At 71.6% G+C, this 19,908-nt stretch carries 16 protein-coding genes; 5 read left to right on the top strand and 11 right to left on the bottom strand.

What is annotated here, in order from left to right:
* Window positions 1-68: 68 nt before the first annotated feature.
* The 6 genes from efeB to ACU6P3_RS16485 all read right to left on the bottom strand — a co-directional run bounded on the left by efeB (window position 69) and on the right by ACU6P3_RS16485 (window position 6,643).
* Window positions 69-1,400 (bottom strand): iron uptake transporter deferrochelatase/peroxidase subunit, encoded by a 1,332-nt coding sequence (gene efeB / locus ACU6P3_RS16510; RefSeq protein ID WP_447193000.1) that lies wholly within the window; start codon window positions 1,398-1,400, stop codon window positions 69-71.
* A 4-nt stretch (window positions 1,401-1,404) separates the two neighbouring features.
* Window positions 1,405-3,375 carry a copper resistance protein CopC gene (locus tag ACU6P3_RS16505; protein ID WP_447192999.1) on the bottom strand — a complete coding sequence of 657 codons (1,971 nt, stop codon included), beginning with the start codon at window positions 3,373-3,375 and terminating at the stop codon, window positions 1,405-1,407.
* A gap of 181 nt (window positions 3,376-3,556) precedes the next feature.
* Window positions 3,557-4,063 carry a copper chaperone PCu(A)C gene (locus ACU6P3_RS16500; RefSeq protein ID WP_447192998.1) on the bottom strand — a complete coding sequence of 169 codons (507 nt, stop codon included), beginning with the start codon at window positions 4,061-4,063 and terminating at the stop codon, window positions 3,557-3,559.
* Window positions 4,060-4,725: an SCO family protein gene (locus tag ACU6P3_RS16495; RefSeq protein WP_344268938.1), complete on the bottom strand. Its 666-nt coding sequence runs from the start codon at window positions 4,723-4,725 to the stop codon at window positions 4,060-4,062. Before ACU6P3_RS16495 ends, ACU6P3_RS16500 begins: the two co-directional genes overlap by 4 nt.
* 95 nt (window positions 4,726-4,820) lie before the next feature.
* Window positions 4,821-5,528: a YcnI family copper-binding membrane protein gene (locus ACU6P3_RS16490; RefSeq protein WP_447197917.1), complete on the bottom strand. Its 708-nt coding sequence runs from the start codon at window positions 5,526-5,528 to the stop codon at window positions 4,821-4,823.
* Between the two features lie 266 nt (window positions 5,529-5,794).
* Complete coding sequence (locus tag ACU6P3_RS16485; protein ID WP_447192997.1) at window positions 5,795-6,643, bottom strand: hypothetical protein; 849 nt, start codon at window positions 6,641-6,643, stop codon at window positions 5,795-5,797.
* A gap of 373 nt (window positions 6,644-7,016) precedes the next feature.
* Between ACU6P3_RS16485 and ACU6P3_RS16480 the strand changes: the two genes are divergently transcribed.
* Window positions 7,017-7,601, top strand: a complete 585-nt coding sequence (locus ACU6P3_RS16480) for an ATP-binding protein (protein ID WP_447192996.1) — start codon at window positions 7,017-7,019, stop codon at window positions 7,599-7,601.
* A gap of 67 nt (window positions 7,602-7,668) precedes the next feature.
* Here the strand turns inward: ACU6P3_RS16480 and ACU6P3_RS16475 are convergent, their stop codons facing one another.
* Entirely contained in the window at window positions 7,669-9,162 is a 1,494-nt protein-coding gene (locus tag ACU6P3_RS16475; RefSeq protein WP_447192995.1) for an aminopeptidase P family protein, read from the bottom strand.
* Between the two features lie 114 nt (window positions 9,163-9,276).
* Window positions 9,277-10,824, bottom strand: a complete 1,548-nt coding sequence (locus ACU6P3_RS16470; protein WP_447192994.1) for a PP2C family protein-serine/threonine phosphatase — start codon at window positions 10,822-10,824, stop codon at window positions 9,277-9,279.
* An 886-nt stretch (window positions 10,825-11,710) separates the two neighbouring features.
* Between ACU6P3_RS16470 and ACU6P3_RS16465 the strand changes: the two genes are divergently transcribed.
* Together ACU6P3_RS16465 and ACU6P3_RS16460 are read left to right on the top strand one after the other, a co-directional pair.
* Window positions 11,711-12,394 (top strand): bifunctional DNA primase/polymerase, encoded by a 684-nt coding sequence (locus ACU6P3_RS16465; protein ID WP_030744592.1) that lies wholly within the window; start codon window positions 11,711-11,713, stop codon window positions 12,392-12,394.
* Window positions 12,395-12,733: 339 nt separating this feature from the next.
* Window positions 12,734-13,426, top strand: coding sequence for a hypothetical protein (locus ACU6P3_RS16460; protein ID WP_447192993.1), 693 nt, complete (start codon window positions 12,734-12,736; stop codon window positions 13,424-13,426).
* A 488-nt stretch (window positions 13,427-13,914) separates the two neighbouring features.
* On the opposite strand, the gene ACU6P3_RS16455 is transcribed toward ACU6P3_RS16460, so the two are convergent.
* The 3 genes from ACU6P3_RS16455 to ACU6P3_RS16445 form a co-directional block, all read right to left on the bottom strand.
* Window positions 13,915-14,919, bottom strand: coding sequence for a DUF5926 family protein (locus tag ACU6P3_RS16455; protein WP_447192992.1), 1,005 nt, complete (start codon window positions 14,917-14,919; stop codon window positions 13,915-13,917).
* 505 nt (window positions 14,920-15,424) lie between these two features.
* The gene (locus tag ACU6P3_RS16450; protein ID WP_447192991.1) at window positions 15,425-15,973 is read right to left on the bottom strand and encodes an ATP-binding protein; all 549 of its coding nucleotides are present in this window, start codon (window positions 15,971-15,973) and stop codon (window positions 15,425-15,427) included.
* Between the two features lie 277 nt (window positions 15,974-16,250).
* Window positions 16,251-17,204 carry a glycerophosphodiester phosphodiesterase gene (locus tag ACU6P3_RS16445; protein WP_447192990.1) on the bottom strand — a complete coding sequence of 318 codons (954 nt, stop codon included), beginning with the start codon at window positions 17,202-17,204 and terminating at the stop codon, window positions 16,251-16,253.
* 260 nt (window positions 17,205-17,464) lie between these two features.
* Between ACU6P3_RS16445 and ACU6P3_RS16440 the strand changes: the two genes are divergently transcribed.
* Both ACU6P3_RS16440 and ACU6P3_RS16435 read left to right on the top strand, forming a co-directional pair.
* The gene (locus tag ACU6P3_RS16440; RefSeq protein ID WP_447192989.1) at window positions 17,465-19,069 is read left to right on the top strand and encodes a S1C family serine protease; all 1,605 of its coding nucleotides are present in this window, start codon (window positions 17,465-17,467) and stop codon (window positions 19,067-19,069) included.
* 429 nt (window positions 19,070-19,498) lie between these two features.
* Window positions 19,499-19,867, top strand: a complete 369-nt coding sequence (locus ACU6P3_RS16435; RefSeq protein ID WP_447192988.1) for a hypothetical protein — start codon at window positions 19,499-19,501, stop codon at window positions 19,865-19,867.
* The last annotated feature ends 41 nt before the right edge of the window (window positions 19,868-19,908 follow it).

Genomic DNA, 19,908 nt, shown 5'->3' with positions numbered 1-19,908 from the left:
GGCCCGGGCACCCTGTTGGGCCCCGACTCGGGCACTCGGGCGGCGGCCCGGGACCCGGGCCGCCCGCGTCACGACTCCAGCAGCCGCTGGCCCACGTACTCCCCTTCCGCCGCACCGCCGGGCACCGCGAACAGCCCGCTCGCCTCGTGGCGTATGAACGCCGAAAGCGCGTCGCCGCGGTCGAGCTTGCGCTGTACGGGTACGAATCCCCTGAGCGGGTCGGCCTGCCAGCAGATGAAGAGCAGCCCGGCGTCCGGTGTGCCGTCCGCGCCGATGCCGTCATGGAAGGAGAAGGGACGGCGCAGCATGGCGGCCCCGGCGTTCGCCTCGGGAGCCGAGATCCTCGCGTGCGCGTTGGAGGGGATGACGAGGTTGCCGTCGGGCCCCCGCTTGTCCAGGTCCGGTTCCGTCGTCTCCGTACCGCCCGTGAGGGGGGCGCCGTCCGACTTGCGTCGCCCGATGACCAGCTCCTGCTTGTGGAGCGAGAGCTTCTCCCAGTCGTCCAGCAGCATGCGGATCCGCCGTACGACGGCATAGGAGCCACCCGCCATCCAGGCGGGGGTGCCGGCCGCCGGTGGAACGGGGACGAAGATCTTCCGGGCGAAGTCCGGCTCCGACGGTTTGGGGTTCTTGGTGCCGTCGATCTGCCCCATGAGGTTGCGGCTGGTGATGGGATGGGCGGCCGCGCCGGGAGAACGGTTGAAGCCGTTCATCTGCCAGCGCACCCGAGCGATCGTGCCCGCCTCCTTCTGGAGGGCGCGCAGGGCGTGGAAGGCGACGAGCGCGTCGTCGGAGCCGATCTGGACCCAGAGATCGCCGTCGCTGCGGCCGGGGTCGAGGTGGTCGGAGGAGAAAGGGGGAAGCGGGTCCAGTGCCGCGGGGCGCTGCTCGCCCAGCCCGGTCCGGTCGAAGAAGGTGCGGCCGAAGCCGAAGGTCACCGTCAGGGATGAGGGGCCGGCGTCCAGCGCGACGCCGGTGTCGTGGCCGCCGCCCGTGGCCGGTTCGCCGGCCATCAAGGCCCGTGCGGTCGCCGACCAGCGGCGCAGCAGCGCCGCGGCTTCCTTGCGCCGCGCGCCCGGGACCAGGTCGAAGGCGATCAGGTGCCCCCGGGCGTGGGCCGGGGTGGTGATGCCGGGCTGGTGCGTGCCGTGGAAGGGGACCGCGTTCGTGCCGACGGTGGTCAGCGCGGTCGCTTCCTCCGGCCGTGTCGCCGCGTACCCCGCCGCTCCGCCCGCCGTGCCGAGCGCCAGGCCGGTGGCGCCCGCGACACCCGCGGTGCCGAGCAGCCGCCGCCGCGAGATGCCGGTGGAGGGTGTGCGTGCGGAGTCCGTCCCCTCCTCGGCCGGACGAGTGGTGCGGACGCCGGGTCGGTCGTCGTGTTCCTGTCTGGTCTTGCTCACGGGATCAGCCGATCTTCACGTTCTTCTCGACGGTGGTCTGGTCGATGTCGGAGGTCCGTACGGTCACCTGGAGCCGCCAGTCACCGGGCATCGGGAGCAGAACGGGGTCCGCGGTCCAGCGCCCCGGGGCGGCCCGTTCCGGAACGATCGGCAGCGGACCGATCTTCTTGGCGGTGAGGGTGAAGGCGACCCTGACCTCGGGGGTGTCCAGCGGCTTCCCGTCGGGACCGTCGGTGAGCACCTTCATCACGTTGGGGCCGGAGGTGGCCGGGTCGAGAGTGAGCCGGATGGTGCCCTTGCCGTTCGGCCCGCCGGTGTCGAAGGGGAGGCGTACGTCGAGGGGACCCTGGTTCGCCACGGCGGCCGTGCCGCCGTCCGCCGCGCCGGCCGCCTCGCGCTCGGCGGTACGACCCGGCTCGGTGCCGGTCAGACCGGTCGTGACGGCGAGGAGCACGACCGCGACGCCGGCTTCGGCCAGTACGGAACGACGCAGTCCGGTACGGCCGGGGTCGGCATCACGCATGCGCTTCTGGCGTGCGGACGCCAACGCGGCTTCCTGGCGGGCGAGCTGGGTAGCTCTATCACTGTCAGTGACGACGGTGGCGGTGGTGGTGGCGGCGGTAGTGGCGGTGGTCTCGGGTCCGGTCTCCTTCCCGGCTCCGGTTTCCCGCCCTTCGTCCTCCGCGGCCCCGTCCTCCGCCTTCGCCGACGGCTCCCCGAGCCGCCCCGTCAAGCGCCGTGAGAACCAGGCGATCCCGACCAGGAGAGCCACGAGTGCGACCTTGACCAACAGGAGCTGTCCGTATGACGTATTCCAGAGCGCCGACCAGGACCCGACCTGACGCCAGGACTGGTAGAGCCCGGTCACGGCGAGCACGACCACGCTGATGAAGGCGACGCGGGAGAAACGCCGCACCGCCGCGGCCTCGATGGAGGGCGCCCGGTAGAGCGAGACGAGCAGTGCGGTCAGCCCGCCCAGCCAGGCCGCCACCGCCAGCAGGTGCAGGACGTCCACCGGCATGGCGAGAGCGGGCTGGAGGCCGGTCGAAGCGTGCTCGGCGAGCGCCCAGGTGCCCGCGATACCGGCCGCGACGACCGTGCCGCCCAGGGCCAGTCCGAGGGTGAGGTCGCCCGCCTCCTTGCGTTCCGACTCGTCCTGGGATTCTTCTCGCTTGGCGTACGCGCCGAACAGGACGGCGACGAACAGCGCGGCGGCGCCGAGGAGCAGCAGCCGCGAGACGAGCGCCGCACCCGTCTTGGTGGTCAGGACGTCCTGGAGGCCCGCGAGGTCGAAGGCGTCGCCCAGCTTCCCCGAGTTGGTGTAGGGGTTGCGCAGCAGGAGCAGGACGAGCGTGCCACCGGTGAGAGCCAGCCAGCCCTGGACGACCAGCCGTTGCAGGGGCCGTACGGACGCGCCGCGCCGCCAGCAGCCGAGGACGAAGGCGGCACCGCCGGCAAGGAGGACGAAGCCCGCGTACGAGACGTAGCGCGCGATGTCGTAGAGAGCGCCGACGAGACCACCGCCCGCCTGCTCGGTGGGCACGGGCGCGGCTGTCTTCGACGGAGCGCCGATGGAGAAGGTGAAGGCGCCGGAGACGGGATGGCTGTCGGCCGAGACGGCGCGCCAGGCGACGGTGTAGGTGCCGTCGGACAGCCCGGAGCGCAGGCCGACGGCGTACCGGACGGTCGCACCGTCGCTCAGGTCACGGATCTTCGCGGCGTCGACCCGCTTGCTGTCCGGATCGAGGACCCGGATCGAGTCGTCGCCCATGGCGACCTGTTCGGAGAAGGTGAGGGTGATGTCCTGGGGCGCGGTGGCCACCACCGCCCCGTCGGCGGGAGTGCTCCCGGTCAGCGCGGCATGTGCGGACGCCGTGCCGGAGAGTGCGGTGAAGACGGTGCCGAACAGCACCGTGGCGACGAGCAGCAGCCGCGTCAGCGACGCGGTTCCCGAGCGCGGGGCGATGGCTGTCATGGTGTGTCAGTCCCTCGGTGGATTCCCTGGGTACCGGGCCGGTGCCTCTCGTTCGGATCGGTCCTGGCTCATGAGTCCCGCCGCCGCGCCTCGACGGCCGGGGGAGGTGCCCGCATCTGCCCGCGGGCAGATGCGGGCACCGCTCACTGAGCCGGCCCGAGCCGGACGAAAGGCCAAGGCCCTAGTGCCGGGCCGGGTTGTAGTTGATCGGCTTCACGGGGAGATCGACCTTCATGGGGGCGGTCTTCTCGAAGTGGAGCTCGACGCGGACTTTCTGTCCTTCCTCGGGCTGTCGTTTGAGACTCATGAACATGATGTGGTTTCCGCCGCGTTCGAGGTTCAGCTCGCCGCCGGCGGGGATGTCGAAGGACGTCACCTTCGTCATCTTCTGGTTCTCCGTCTTGTGGATGGTGACGTCGTCGGAGAGATCGCTGGTGACGGAGGTGAGCTTGTCGGCCGTGCCACCGCTGTTGCTGATGACGAGGAAGCCCGCGGCGAGGTCGCCGACCGGTTTCGGAACGTAGCCGTCCGCCGCCGTCAGCTGTGGCTCGCTGCCGGGGGAGGCGGACGAGCCGTCGGAGGGAGACGGACTCGATGAACGGGGGGTGGGATCGGAGGAGCAACCGGCCAGCGTCAGCGTGGCGGTGAGGCCGGCCGCGGCGAGTGCGAGAGAGGTGCGGCGGTTCACGGGTTCTCGCCCTTGATGAGCTTGGGCAGGTCCTTGGCGTAGTCGTCGGGTGAGGTGTCCTCGCCGTACAGGACGTATCCGTCGTCGGTCTTCGGCGAGAAGGCGATGACCTGGGCGCCGTGCATCGAGACGACGGTGCCGTCCTTCTCCTTCCGGGGCGGGTCGATGCCGATGCCGAGCTGACGCGCGCCCGCCTGGATGGTGGGGAAGTCACCGGTGAGTCCGATGAAGGACTTGTCGCCCGCGCTGGGCAGCCACTTGGCGAGTTCCGCGGAGGTGTCCCGTTCGGGGTCGGTGGTGACGAAGACGACCTGGAGCTTGTCCTGGTCGGCCTTGGGGAGGGACTTCCTGGCGATCGCGATGTTGCTCATCGTCAGCGGGCAGACGTCCGGGCAGTTGGTGTAGCCGAAGTAGATCAGGGTCGGCTTGCCCTTGGTCTCCTCGCGGAGGTCGAAGGTCTTGCCCCGGGTGTCCTTGAGGACGAGATTCGGCTTCGTGAAGGGCCTGTCGAGCACGGTCGCCGCTTTGGTCGTGCCCTGGGTGGCGATGTCGGCCACCGGCTTGTCCGCCGAGCCGGAGCTGTCGCCACCGCCACAAGCGGTCAGGGTGAGGGCGGCCGACACGGCGAAAGCGGCGGCGGCCATCAGGGTCTTCTTGTGCATGGGGGTATGTCCTGGTTGTCGAGTACGGGCACGAGGGGCGCGGGGCCGGGACCAACTGCTCCGCGCGCCCCTGGTGCGAGGTGCCTGGTGGCGCGTCAGGAGGTACGGCGGCGGCCCGCCAGGACGCCGAAGGCCACTCCCGCGACACCGACCACGATGCCGACGATGCCGAGCACCCGGGCGGTGGTGTCGCCGTCGGAGCCCGAGGCGTTCTCGCTCTTCGTGTCGGCGCTGCCGGAGTCGCCCGCCCCGGAGCCGTCCTGGGCCGACGCGGTCCCGTCGGCGGAACCGCCGTGCTCGTCGGCGGTGGCCGCGCTGAGCTTCAGGACGGGCGCGGGGCTCTCCGGCTCGTCGGCGCCCTCCTTGGGCTCCTCGATCCAGCGGACGACCTCGTTGTCGGAGTACGTCTGGAGGGCCTTGAACACCAGCTGGTCCGCGTCCTCGGGGAGCTGCCCGATCGACAGCGGGAACTGCTGGAACTGCCCGGACGGGATGCCCTTGTCCTCTCCTGTGCCGTTCGCTGTCCAGGTGACCTTGGAGACGGCTTCCTTGATGGTGTTGCCGTGCGACGTGAGCGGCTTGGCGAGCTTGCTCTTGGTGACGTCGATCTTCCAGCCGGGCACGGGCTGTGGCAGGACGGACGCCAGTGGATGGTCGGTCGGGAAGTTGACCTCGACCTTGGTGGTGGAGGCGTCGTCGCGCTCGTTGGGGACCTTGAAGCTGACCGTGGCGAACCCGCCCTTGGCGGCCTCGCCCTGCGGTTGGACGCTGACGTGTGCGGCAGCGGGGCCCGCCAGCAGCAGGGCGGTCGCGGCGCCACCCCCGGCGACGCAGAGACGGACGACGTTTCTGGACGGACGCGACGGACGCGACGGACGCGACGAGCGCGACGAGCGCGACGCGGAAAACGAGGTCGACGACGAGAACACAGCACACTCCACGGTGTGAGGAGAAAAGTGATCAGTACGAACGGCCAGGGGCCGGGACGGGCCCCAAGACCCGCCGTGGCGCGGTTGCGCGACGGCAGCGCGACATGGAGTCCCCGTACGTCCGTGCGGGGCGGGTCGCGTCAGGCTGCGAGAGACAGCGTGTGCGCGCCCGGGGGGCCGCGCCTGATCACGGTGTGCTGGAGCGCCTCACCGGACGGTGTCGGCGGGGTGGCGCACGGGGTGTACGCGGCCCGAGCCCCAGGCGCGGGCACCCCGGGCAGCCCGGCGCCCAACGCTCGTACGAGGGAGAGGGCGGCCCGCAGGGCGCGCAGCGGCGCACCGTCGGTGACCTCACCGATACCGGGCACGGAGAGCTGGGCGAGCCGCAGCAGCGCGAGGTCCCCCCGGCGCAGCAGCCAGCCGGTCGCCAGTGCGGCCAGCAGGTGCGCGAGCACCATGGGGAGCGAGGGCAGCAGCCCGTCCGGGGCGAGAGCACCCGAGGCGGAGGAGGCGGAGAGCAGGTGCTGGTGCGCTTGGTGGGCCTGATCGGCCCCACTGCCCGCCGCCGCCCCCGCTCGCACGGTGGCCGGGCTGATCCCCGCGTCGGCGACGATCCGGGCCGCGTCGGCCGTGCTGAGCGAGGTGGAACCGCCTCCGCAGAGCAGCTTCGCGGCCGTCCTGATCAGCGCGTCATCACTGCCGCGAGGGATGGTGAGGTGCCGTTGGCCCAGCCCGAACACCGTATGCAGGGCCAGTTGCCCGGCGGTCAACGCGGCGACGACCGTCGCCGTCGACCGCGGTCGTCCGGCGAGTGGAGCGACGAGCACGAACATCCCGAGGAAACCCAGTACCAGGCTCCAGCCGGGAACGGGGGCACAGGCCGCCACCACATGCCCCAGAGCCGACAGCACGACACAGACCGCGGTGAACACCGCGGCCCTCAGCAGCCGCGGAGCGGCTCCAGCGCGTACGTCGACAGGCTCGGACATGGCGGGCTCATCATCGCACTGCGGCCCACGGCCCCGTAGGGCAGGTCCGGAAGGTCATGCTCTGTCCGGAACGGGATCGCTTCCGAAGGTTCCGGACGGGACGGTCGAGGACCCGGACGGGACAGCCCCGGAAGGGGCTCTCAGGAGAGGGACCGCACCGGAGGGGCCCGCCGGTCCCGCTCCGTTCCGGAGGCCGCTCGTCCGCTCCGGCCGGGCCGCTCCGGACCGCACCCGTATTGACGTGCCCCTATACACCGCTCCGCGTCGTACACGCGTCCGCCGAATGAGGGGCGTCACGTTAATCGCGTGCTTACACCCGGGGGCGGGGGGCAATACGTATCGGTATGTCGAGCCGGGCCCAGGAGGCTGGAGCATGAGCATCTGGTGGTCACTCCACTTGCGGAGGGAAGCCGCGAGCGTTCCGCTCGCCCGGCGCCTTCTGCTCGGCGCCATGGACACCGCCGGAGTCGACCCGGACGTCTCCTTCGACCTCTCGGTGGCGCTCACCGAGGCCTGTGCGAACGCCGTCGAGCACGGCGGAGGGGGCGCGGTGGCAACCGCCGCGACCGCGGGAGCGGGAGCCACCGGAGGTTCGGGAAACGGCGCTCCCGCGGTCACGACAGCGATCGTCGATTCGTCGGGAACGATCGACTCGTCGGATGAGATGCCCGATGGACCGGCGGGTGTAGTGACCGGTGGGTACCGCGTGACCGCCTATCTGGACGGCGAACGATGCCGTATCGAGGTCGCCGACACGGGACCCGGCTTCCCCGCCCGGCGCGTGCTCCGCCCCACGCTTCCCGAGCCCGCCCCGACCGCCGAGAACGGCCGGGGACTACGGCTGATCGAGCAGCTCGCCGACCACGTCCACTTCCGTAACCGGCCGGGCCACGGCGCGGTGGTCAGCTTTGACAAGATTCTCAAGTGGCGGGAGGACGCCCTGCTCAGAGCCATGTGAGCGGGGAGCGGAGCGCCCTCCTCGGTCTACCGCCTCAGCCCCGCCTCAGCTTCGGCTCACTCCCGCCTCAGCTCCGCATGAGCGTGGCCATCCACGCCTCGACCTCGTCGGACCGGCGCGGCAGCCCCGCCGACAGGTTCCTGTTCCCGTCCTCCGTGACCAGGATGTCGTCCTCGATCCGGACGCCGATCCCCCGGTACTCCTCCGGAACGGTCAGATCATCGGCCTGGAAGTAGAGACCCGGCTCGACCGTCAGGCACATGCCGGGCTCCAGCGTCCCGTCCACGTACGCCTCCCTGCGGGCCGCCGCGCAGTCATGGACGTCCAGGCCCAGCATGTGGCCCGTGCCGTGCAGGGTCCAGCGGCGCTGGAGCCCGAGCGCCAGGACCTTCTCGACCGGCCCCTCCAGCAGCCCCCACTCGACGAGCTTCTCGGCGAGGACCCGCTGGGCCGCGTCGTGGAAGTCGCGGTACTTCGCGCCGGGCTTCACCGCCGCGATACCGGCCTCCTGCGCCTCGTACACCGCGTCGTAGATCTTCCGCTGCAGCTCGCTGTAGTGGCCGTTGACCGGCAGCGTGCGCGTGACGTCGGCGGTGTAGAGGGTGTGCGTCTCCACTCCGGCGTCGAGCAGCAGCAGGTCGCCGGAGCGCACGTCGCCGTCGTTGCGCACCCAGTGCAGGGTGGTGGCGTGCGGCCCCGCCGCGCAGATCGAGCCGTAACCGATGTCGTTGCCCTCGACGCGGGCGCGCAGGAAGAACGTTCCCTCGATGTAGCGCTCGCTGGTCGCCTCCGCCTTGTCGAGCACCTTCACGACGTCCTCGAAGCCGCGCACCGTGGAGTCCACGGCCTTCTGGAGCTCCCCGACCTCGAAGGCGTCCTTCACGGCGCGGGCCTCGGACAGGTGGACGCGCAGTTCCTCGTCGCGCTCGGCGGTGACCTTGTCGGTCAGCGCGGCCTCGATGCCGGCGTCGTGCCCCCGTACGACGCGGACCGGGCCCGTGGCCTCCTTGAGGGCGGCGGGGAGCTTCCGTACGTCCTTGGCGGGCAGGCCCAGCAGCTGTTCGGCCTCGGCGAGGGAGTGCCGGCGCCCGACCCACAACTCGCCCTGGCCGCTGAGCCAGAACTCGCCGTTCTCCCGGTCGGAGCGCGGCAGCAGATGGATCGTCGCCTCGTGCCCCCCGGTTTTCGGTTCCAGTACGAGGACGCCGTCCTGGGTCTGGTCACCGGTCAGGTACACGTACTCCGTCGAGGCACGGAACGGGTACTCCGTGTCATTGGAGCGCGTCTTCAGATTGCCCGCGGGGATCACCAGGCGCTCACCGGGGAAGCGCGCGGAGAGCGCGGCCCGGCGCGCGGCGGTCTCGGCCGCCTGCGGGATCGGCGCCAAGCCGTGCAGCTCGGTGTCGGCCCAGCCGGACTTCATGTTCTGTGCGAGCTCGTCGGACACTCCGGGGTACAAACCGTTTTTCCTCGTCTTGATCGGTTCCGCCGCTGTTTCCTGAGTCTCCGTGTCCGGGGCCGCCGGGGTGTCCGGGGGCTCCGGGATGAGCTCATCAGCCACTGCTTCTCCTCGTGGGCTACGACTTCCGGGCCACCGGCCCGCTGGGCCGCCGGCCGGTCTTTCCATCGTATGTGCGACGAGAAGGGCGTGCCCAGGACGCAGGTGTCGAATCCGTCAGGGCGTACCGAACCGGGCCGCGAGCAGCACGATGTCGTCCGCGTGCGCCGGGCCGTCCGGCTGCTGCCCCGGGGCGTCCCACCCCCGCGGCAGTACGGACCGCAGTACGTGGTCGGCGACCTCGCCGGGGTCGTGCCTGGCCGAAGCCGGCACGCGGGCCGCCGCCTCGCGCAGCCGGCCGAACGCCCGGTCCGTCGAGTCGCCGGTGCACCGGAGCAGCCCGTCCGTGTAGAGCAGCACCGTTTCTCCCGCCGCGGGCCACAGTTCCACGCTCGGCGCCTCCCAGCAGGTGAGCATTCCGAGCGGCGCGGACAGGGTCGTCTCGACGAACTCGGCACGCCGCTCCCCGACCACCAGCGGCGGCGCGTGCCCGGCCCCGGCCAGCACGATCTTGGACTGGCCGGGCTCGGCGTACGCGAAGAGGGCGGTGGCGTTCCGGGCCGGCTCGGTCAGCCGCAGCAGCAGTTCGAGGTCGGAGAGTACGGCTACGGGGTCCTCGCCCTCCATCACGGCGTAGGCCCGCAGGGAGGCGCGCAGCCGGCCCATCGCGGCCACGACGCCCGGGCCCGAGCCGCTGACCGAACCGACAGCGAGGCCCAGCGCGGCACCGGGCAGCGGCAGCGCGTCGTACCAGTCGCCGCCGCCGTGGCGCCCGGTCCGATGGCGTGCGGCGAGCCGGACGCCCGGCATCCGGGGCAGCCGGCCGGGCAGCAGCTCCCCGGTGAGCGTGGCCGAGTGGGTCCGCGCCCGCTCCAGCTCCAGCAGCCGGGCGAGATGGGCGCTCGCGTACCGGGAGTAGAGGCCGATCAGATGGCGCCGGCGTTCGCCGGGCTCGGCCGGTTCGTCGTACAGCCATACGGCCGCGCCGAGCCGCCCCGACACCACGCCCGGGGAACGGGCGGTGCCGCCCTTGAGGCTGCCGTCGCGCGTGAGGCTGCCACCGGCCGCCGGGCCGCCGTCGGCGGGGACGGGCCCGGCCGCGTCGAGCGGTACGGCATAGCTCGCGCCGTATCCGAGCCGTACCGCGACCTCTCGCTGGCGCGGGTCCAGTGCCGAGTCTCCGAGCAGATCGGCGGCCGCGACGGCCTCGCCACCGGTCCCCGCCGACCCGTCGAGGAGCCGGCCGTACGTACTGACGCGGCGCGGCACCGTCTCCAGCTGGCCGAGATCCGCCGGACCGAGCCCCAGCCCCAGGGTGGTCACGGGCCCCAGACCGTCGGCCGGTTCGCATACGACCAGGCCGCGGCGGGCCCCGGCGAGGGCGGCGCCGGCGCGCAGCAGCTCGTCGAGCGCTTCGTTCAGCGAACTGGTCGTCGCCAGGCGCTCGGTCAGCTCGTGGAGCGTGGTCAGGTCGGAGACCCAGCCGGCGAGCCGGTCCTGGATCACGACACCCGGAGCGGCCGGAAGGTGGTCCAGGGGCGCGGCGGCTCGGGCAGGGGAGCGAGAAGAGGCATTGATTCCGGCCACTTTCGGCAGGTGTGAGGCGCTCATGGCAGTCGGTCTCTCGACCGGAACAATTCGCTCAATAGCATTGCAAACCCCCATGTCGTTCTGCGCAGCTATCAATGCGTCCACATGTACACGCACAACTGCGGCAATGTCCAGCGTTGTCCTAGTGGAACGGCGGGTTTCTGTGAGACGCTGAAGTTGGCCGAAAAATGACCCCCACGATCAGGTTTTGCGGTCGACTGTGGTGGCTCAACAGGGGCCCTCCGGGGTCGATTTGCAGTACAGCCCGGGCGGAGCGTCATTCCGCACATGATGGGTACGTAAACGGTGACGGACAGGGACAGTTGGGACCGCCCCGGAACCTGGCGGCGGGCCCGGGCGTCTTAATTGCCGTAGCTCACGGCCGTCGCGGGTCGCACCCATCCCCGGACTGGCGAGAAAAGCACAGCGGGACAGCGGGACAGAGGTGCCACGCGTGCACCACCACCCTCGCCCCGGGTTCGCACGAAGTACGAAGACGGATCGCGTTCGGACCGACCGCGATCGCCGGTACGCGCTCGGCAGTCGGGCTTCGGGCCCGGGGCCGTGCCAGGTGGTCGTGCCGGGCCCGGAGCAGGCTCCATGCGCCGCGGCCGAAGGGACCGTCCGTACCGTCGCGAGGGGCGGGACCGGCCGAGGTCCGCTCAGCGCGCGGAGCGGCACGGTCCGGTCCCTCGGGGCCGGTCCGCGGACCACCGCGTGTCGGAACCGGCTCCCGGCGTCGGGCTTGAGCCCGGGAGCCGGTCGGGCCGGCGCCCGAGAGTTGGACCCGGCCGTGCCGGATCCGGTGCCACGCCGGATCGGGCCTCGCGCCGGACAGGAAGTGCGCACGGCGGAGTGATGTACGCACGGTGAAGCGATGCACGCGTGATGTCAGTGTTCGGTGCGGTGTTCAGTGAAACGTCATGTGGACTCGGCGTTCAACGGAAAGGAACGAGCGCATATGCGCGAGATCCTCGGAAGGCGACGCAGGATCCGGCTCCGGCGCAAGGAGAGGGCCGCTCAGCTCGACGCGGCACTCACCTGCGCCACCGAGTGGAGATGGCCGGTCCTCCCGGGCGCCGGTCTCACATCGGCCGGTGGACGCGGGACCCGGGGTCGGGGCTGTGCCTGCCCCGACCCCGAATGCGTCGTTCCCGGTGCGCACCCCTTCGATCCGGGGCTGCTCGCGGCGACCACCGACGAGCGCATGCTGCGCTGGTGGTGGGGCAACCGCCCCACGGCACCGATCATCCTGGCCACCGGCGGCAGCGCCCCCTGCGCGGTGAGCCTCCCGGCCGTCGCCGGCGCCCGCGCGCTGGCCGAGCTCGACCGGATGGGCATGCGACTGGGGCCGGTCGTCGCGACCCCCACCCGTTGGTCGCTACTGGTGGCCCCGTACACGCTGGAACGGCTCGGTGAGCTGCTCTACGCGAAGGCGTGGGTGCCCAGTTCGCTCCGGTTCCACGGTGAGGGCGGCTATCTCGTCCTGCCGCCGTCCGAGGCGGCCGGCGGACAGGTCCGGTGGGAGCGGGCGCCGCTGCCCGGCTCGGCGGCGCCCTGGCTGCCGGATGTCGAGGCGGTCGTGGACGCGCTCGTGGAGGCGAGCAACAGCGCGCCGGACGGTGGCAGCAGGCTCGCCTACTGAGCGCGAAGCGCTTGGCGGCCCGTACGGGGGCGCCGCCCGGCCCGTACGCGGGCCGGGCGGAGCAGCCCCGAGGGCATCTCGCGCACCTCGTGCCGGCGCGGGCTCCGTAGCCTTCGTGGCCTTGTCACTCGTACGGGTACGAGGCGGCCCGAGTTGTACGGGAATCGGGCGCGCGCCGACTCGGTGGGGACGTCGGCGCCGATATCGTCGGCTCCTGGCAGTGCTGCTCCCCGCTGCTCCCCGCAGCTTCCTGTGCATCCTTTGTCTCGCTTTGCACCGCTTCTCCTTGTTTTCTTCCCTCGCATGTTCCCTTCGTACCCAGCGGCAGGTGGGACCACCATGAATCTCCGCGTCTCCGGGCTCGTCGCCGCGGTGGTGTGCACCGCGCTGCTGCCGCTCGCGGCCACTGCCGGGCCCCTCCCCGGTGGCGGTGCCGGATTGGGGGCCGCCACGGGGGCGGGCGCCGGCGTCGGCGCGAGAACCGGAATCGAGCCCGGAGCCGGCTCCCACGCCGTAATCGCGTCGTCAGTGTCCGGAATTGAGGGGGACGAGCCCGTCGACACCGCGGTGGCCGTCCGGGAGGCCGTCGACGCCGTGGTGCCCACGGCCGAGCGCTGCGGGCCCGAAATCGCTTCTCCGGACGGGATCGAGGCGCAGACCTGTGTCCTGACCGACGGGCGCGAGACCTGGGCGCGCGTCTACTACCGCAACGCCACGGGCGGTGAACTGCGCGCCGTTCTGAGCCTGATGGGACCACGGGGACGGACCGTGCAGACGTCCTGCGCCGCTGACGCGACCGGCGAACCCGCCGTGTGCGAGACGCCGCGTGAGCGGCCGGGGACTCCGCGCGGGACGTCGGGCCGGGACGGGGACGACATGCGCGGGCGTGGGCGGGAGGCGGAGCGCCATACGGCGATGACGGAGTTCGCGGCTACCGCGAAAAGTGGGAACGGGGACGGCGAGACCGGTCCGTTGCTGCTGCGGGCCGGGAGCTCCGGGCCCTTGGAGGGGTGGGAGAGCTTCAAGAGGTGACGTGTCCGCTCGCCGCTCGGTGACAACGAGGCTTGGTCCACGGGCCGTTGGTGAGCGGAACAGGGGGACTCGGTCCGGCGGCGGGCTCCGTAGACGCGGATGCCCGGTCGCTGGCGACGGGGGATGCACCAGCGACCGGGCTTCTCAGAACCGTAACAAGAGATCTGCGGTTCGCAAATTCGATCCAGTGAATTCGGACAAGGAATTACTCGCAGGTAGAGCAGGTGTGACAGGTGTCACCTTCTTTTCCGGAATCGCTCCGGACTTTCGGGAACCCTTCACAGCTCATTCCCGTCCGTGACGGTCTCGCGGCCCGGCATCCGTCCGGCATCCGTCCGGCATCCGTCCGGCATCCGTCCGGCATCCGTCCGGCATCCGTCCGGCATCCGTCCGGCATCCGTCCGGCATCCGTCCGGCATCCGTCCGGCTCCGTCGGGCACCTGTCGGCCCCGGCCGGGTCCTCCTGGGCCCGGCCGGGGCCCGCAGCGTCAGCTGAGGGTCACCTGGCGGTTGGTCAGGCCGCCGCGGGCCCGGCGTTCCTCCGCGGTCAGCGGGGCCTCCACGGCGAGGGCCGCCGCGAGACGCTCGGCGAACTCCGCGGCGGGCTTCTCGCAGTCCTCCGCCCCCATCGTGCTCGGCAGGTCCCACACCGGGACCGTGAGCCCGTGTGCCCGGAAGGAGCCCACCAGCCGGGTCCCCTCGCCGAGGCTCGACGTGCCGGCGGCGTGCAGCCGGGCGAGCGCGTCCAGCAGCTTCTCCTCGGGATGCGGCATGACCCAGCGCAGGTGGTTCTTCTCCGGTGTCTCGCACCAGTAGGCGGCGTCCGTGCCGGCGAGCTTGGCCGTGGGGATCGCGGCGGCGTTGGCGCGCTCCAGAGAGGCGGTCACCTCGGGCGTGGCGTTCTCGGCGTCCGGCACCCAGAACTCGAAACCCGGGTGGACGACCGGCGTGAAGGCGGCCTCGGGGTCGAGCAGGTCCTGAAGGCGCGGGCCGTCGGCCGGCACCCTCTGTGCCGCCACCGGATTGCCTGGCTCCGCCTCGAGCGCGCGGCGGAGGACATCGGCGAGATCGCGGCTCAGGTCACCGGACGAGGTGTCGTTCTGGAGAGCGAGCAGAACGGAGCCGTCGTCGCGGCGCAGCGCGGGCCAGGCCATCGGGAGGACCGTGGCGAGCGTCACGGACGGTACGCCCTCGGGAAGGCCGTCCTTGAGGGCCAGCTCGGCCGTCGCGGCGGGTACGAGCTCGCGCAGCGCGACCCAGTCGCACTCGCCTGCCAGGCCCTCGAACGGGCGCTGGACCAGCTCGGTCACGGCGTGCGCGGCAGCGCGGCCATGGCACGCCTTGTAACGACGGCCCGAACCGCACGGACAGGGCTCACGCGCCCCGACCACCGGAATCTCTCCGTCCGTGAGCGGGGCCCCTGAGACGCCCGAGGCAGCCTTCGCGGTCCTCGGAGCCTTCGCGGACTTCGTCTGGGGACGCTTCTTCGCCATGGTGTGACGTTCTCCCGTGAGCGGCGGTGCGGTGTCCGCCGAGCCTAATGCCTCTCCCGGGACGGTTTGCCCCGGCGCGGCGTCCGGCACGCGCTCCCCCGGCTACCGCTGGGAGGCGCCCCCTGCCGCGTTGGCCACGAGCCCAGGTAGCTCCTTTACCGAGCTCTCGACTCCGTTCGGGCAGGGGAGACCCCCTCCAAGGGCTTCCGGCGCCGTGCGATGACGCTCGGCATCCGGAGGACGGTTCTGTGCGCCGAGAGGGAGCGAGCGAAGCGAGCGCAGTGCACCGCACTGACATCAGCCGCTGCGCGGCGGGCGCTCCTTGCCGGGCAAACCGTGCCGGTCGCGGCACTAGCGGCTCACCATGGCCGCCTGCCGAAAGGGAAACGTCCGGCCCGGCCCGCCTGTCCGGGTGTCACCCGCGAGGTGTGAGCCGCATCCCGGTCCGGCGCACTTGCCCGACCTGCCCGACCTGCCCGGGCCGACGGTGCGTGCCGGCCCTTGCTCAGCCCTTGCCGTCGAAGGGGTCTTTGAAACCGAGCCCTTCCAGCGAGTCCAGGCCGCCGAACTCGCGTATTCCGCTCACGCTGCCCACGCCGTCCAACGCGTCCGCGCCGTCGATGCCGTCGAGCCCACGCAGGCCGTCAACGCTGCCGAGTCCGCTCAATGAGGGACCCGTGACGCGCGTAGCGAAGTCCTCGTGCCGACGCCCTTCGTTCACGAGCGCCCAGACGGTGACTTCTCCCGTATCGCTGTCCCGCACGCCCCACTCCTTGGCGAGGGCCGTGATGATGTTGAGCCCCCGGCCACCGCGCGCCGTCACCGACGGCGTGGACGGTGTCGGCCGCGTCGGACCGCCGCCATCGGTCACCTCTACGGTCAGCCGTCCCGCCTTGTCGACATGCCAGGCCGCCCGGATGTCACCGTCACCGATTTCCGCGCGCCCCAACGGCCGCCCGTGCCGACAAGCATTGCTGAGCAGTTCGGAAAGGATCAGTACGGCGTCGTCCACGACCGAATCGGACACCCCGTTGCGTCGCAACTGCTCCCGCATACGGTGCCGCGCCTTACCCACGCCCGCAGGGCCATGGGGAACGGCCATGCACGACGACGTGGGCACTTCTTGTGCCACCACAAACGCCACCCCCGAGACCTCCTTCGCCCCACGCCACCGTGTGAATGCCCCATTGCCCGGAACCGGAAACCGAGCGATGTGCCGGGCTTTGGCGCAGTCGTGACGATCGAGCGCTCTGTGAATGCGCCGGTGCACTCCCTGTGACCCCCTGTGCTCGCAGGTCCTCTGACGGCGTTGATTCCGTGACTGTTGGTGATCAGGGGAGGCGGCCCAGCCGGCTCAGTACCTGTCGGGGCCGGTTGGTGATGATCGCCTCGACACCGAGTCGTACGCAGAGGTCGACGTCCTCCGGTTCGTTCACCGTCCAGACGTGGACGCGGTGTCCCGCGCGGTGCAGCCGTTCGACGTATCCCGGGTGGTTGCGGACGACCCGGATGCCGGGGCCGGCGATGCGGGCTCCCGCGGGCAGCCGTCCGTCGCGGAGCAGGGGCGAGACGAACTGCATCAGGTAGACGGTCGGCAGCCGGGGCGCGGCCGAGGAGATGCGGTGCAGCGAGCGGGCGGAGAAGCTCATGATCCGGACGGTCGACTCGGCCTGTCCGACCTCATTCGCCCCCCTGACTCCGTCCGGCCCCGCGACCACGTCCGGCCCCGGGACCACTTCCGCGCCAGGGCCCCCGCCCACGTCCGTGCCCGGGCCGTGAGTGGGGGGCGTCGCGCGGGCGGGCGTCGGTGCGGGGCCCGTGCCCCGCCCGGGTTCGTCCAGGCCGAAGCGCCTCAGTAACTGGAGCAGCCGTTCCTCCACCTGACCGGCCCAGCGGGTCGGGTGCTTGGTCTCGATGGCGAGCTGGACCGGCCGTCCCGCGTCCACCACCAGTTCCAGCAGTCGCTCCAGGGTCAGAACGGAGGTGAAGCCGGGGTCCCGCCAGTCCGGGCTCTCCTCACTGTCCCGCCAGGAGCCGAAGTCGAGTGCCGCGAGATCCGACAGCTCCAGCGCGGAGACGGCCCCCCGCCCGTTGGAGGTGCGGTTCACCCGGCGGTCGTGGACGCAGACCAGGTGTCCGTCGGCGGTGAGCCGTACATCGCATTCCAGAGCGTCCGCACCGTCCTCGATGGCCTTCATGTACGCGGCGAGGGTGTGCTCGGGGGCGTCCTCCGACGCTCCGCGATGGGCGACCACCTGAATGCGGTGCTCTCGTGCTTCAGTCACGGCGTCATGGTGTCATCGTGGCGGGGTACGTGGGTGAAGAGCTGGTGTTCCCCGGCCGGTCGGTTCCGGATGCGTTCGTTTTGTCCGGAATAAAGGATGGCGGACAGACGCACAGGTCCTGCTTACAGTGGCCTGACGCGACGTGGGAAAGGCTGGCCCCAGCACACGTGCGCCATCGTACGACCGCACAGCGGAACTCCCGCCGAAGTGCCGAAGTGCCGAAGTGCCGAAGACCGACGTGGACCCGAGGAGAACGAGCTGTGAGCACCGAGAACGAGGGCAACGAGGGCAAGGCTCCCGCCGTCCCGTCCGTACCTCCCGTACCGGAGACCGCTCCCGACACCGCTCCCCACGCCGCCGCTTCGGAAGGCACGCCTGCCTCCGAGGGAACGCCTCCCTCCGGGCCTTCGGGCCCGCGGGGGACCGGTCAGCAGGGGCCGGGTAGCGCTCCGGAGGGCGGTCCGTACGCGGCGCCCCCGGCCGGAGCCGTCGCGGGTGAGCCCCTGGGCGCCCCGGCGGGTGATCCCGTACAGGCTCCTACGGTGTCCCAGGCCGCGGCGGCCGGCTGGCCGCCTCCCCCGCCCGTACAGCCGCCGTACGGCGGCACTGGAGACGCGGCGTACGGCGGTGGACAGGCGTACGGTGCCGGCCCGGCGTACGGTGCCGGCGCCCCGGAGTACGGGGGTGGCGGTCAGGGGACGGCCGTCTGGGGCGCGCCGGTGCCCGGCCACGGTCCGAAGCAGCCGCCCAGGCGTTCGGCCGGACTGATCACAGCCGTCCTGGTGGCCGCGCTGGTCGCGGGCGGCGTGGGCGGCGGGGTCGGTTACTGGGCCGCCGAGAACAACGACGGGTCGATCGGCTCGACGACCGTCTCCGCGGGAGAAGCCCCGAAGGATCTCAAGCGCGACGCCGGGACGGTCGCCGGGGTGGCCGCCAAGTCGCTGCCGAGTGTCGTCACCATCGAGGCCCAGGGGAGCAACGGCGAGGGCGGTACGGGTACCGGCTTCGTGTACGACAAGGAAGGCCACATCCTCACCAACAACCACGTGGTGGCGTCGGCGGCGAACGGTGGTGACCTCACGGCGACGTTCTCCGACGGCAAGAAGCACGCCGCCGAGGTCGTCGGCCGGGCCGAGGGCTACGACGTGGCGGTCATCAAGCTCAAGAAGGCGCCTTCCGGACTGGTTCCGCTTCCGCTCGCCAATTCGGACCAGGTCGCGGTCGGGGATCCGACGATCGCGATCGGCGCGCCGTTCGGCCTGTCGAACACGGTCACCACGGGCATCATCAGCGCCAAGAACCGTCCGGTGGCCTCGGGTGACGGCTCCGGTTCCAATAACTCGTACATGAGCGCCCTCCAGACCGACGCCTCCATCAACCCGGGCAACTCGGGCGGTCCGCTGCTGGACTCCCGGGGCGCGGTCATCGGGATCAACTCGGCCATCCAGTCGGCAGGCAGCGGCGGTCTCGGCCAGTCGCAGGCCGGCTCGATCGGCCTCGGTTTCGCCATCCCGATCAATCAGGCCAAGAACGTGGCCGAGCAGCTCATCAAGACGGGCCAGCCGGTCTACCCGCTGATCGGGGCCACGGTCTCGGTGGCGGAAGGCGGCGACGGCGCGATGATCTCCCCGCAGAGCGAGGGCGGGCCCCCGGCGGTCACTCCGGACGGCCCGGCGGCGAAGGCGGGCCTCAAGGCGGGCGATGTCATCACGAAGTTCAACGACACCCCGATCGACAGTGGGCCCACCCTGATCGGCCAGATCTGGACGCACAAGCCCGGCGACAAGGTCACGATCACGTACAAGCGCGACGGCAAGGAGTCGACGGTCGACGTCATCCTGGGCGAACGCAAGGGCGAGAGCTGACAGTTCACGTCCCCCCGCGTTCGTCGCGGCGGGCGCGGGCCGAGGGCAGAGCATGAGGGCGGGGGCCGAACCGGGGCACGGTTCGGCCCCCGCCCTTCGCCGTCCACGGGAGGGACCCGGATTCGGCCGATGACCGTGCGGATCGGGAAGCTCGTCCGCGCGCGGCACAACGCTGCGGTCCCTCCGTACGTACTGATCGGTGAGAACGGCCGTACTCCAACGTCGCGGAGGTCCACTGATGTGCACGAGTCACCAGCAACCGCCGGTCCGCGCCGAGGCGGTGCCGTACTACTCGTCCGCATGCCGCATCGGCACCCATCTCGCGTGCGGAGAGTCGGAACCACCGGCTCCGCCCGCCGTCCCGCCCCTCGTCCACGAGACGTGCGGATGCGCGTGCCATACGGGGGCCGAGAGGTGGGAGACGGCCGTATGAACCAGGACAACGACCCGATGCCCCGGCTCCCGCTTCCGGCCGATTCCCTGCGACTGCTCCCGTGGGCGACGCCCGACGGCAAACCGTGCTTCCTGCGGACGGATGACACCACGAGTGTGCTGTCCCGCCTCGCCGACCTCCTGGAGACCGCGCAGACGACCTCGGGCACGGAGGTCCTCGCGGGCGCGAAGGCCGTCCTCGCCGACCGTACGGCGGGCTCCCGCGAACTGCGCTTCGCGCTCGTCCGGATGACGGAGGCACTGGCCGACGTCCTGCGCGTCGCGGAAAGCCGGGCCGGCCGGCTGCCGCCGCCCGCCCCTGACCGGAACGACGGTCCCCGACTCCCGGCGGAGGCCTTCGGCTGACGCTCCCGAAGAGCCGGGAGGGGAGCATTGTCCGACCCGTC

The sequence above is a fragment of the Streptomyces hebeiensis genome (assembly GCF_052983195.1).
This window is presented reverse-complemented; position numbering and strand designations above follow the sequence as displayed.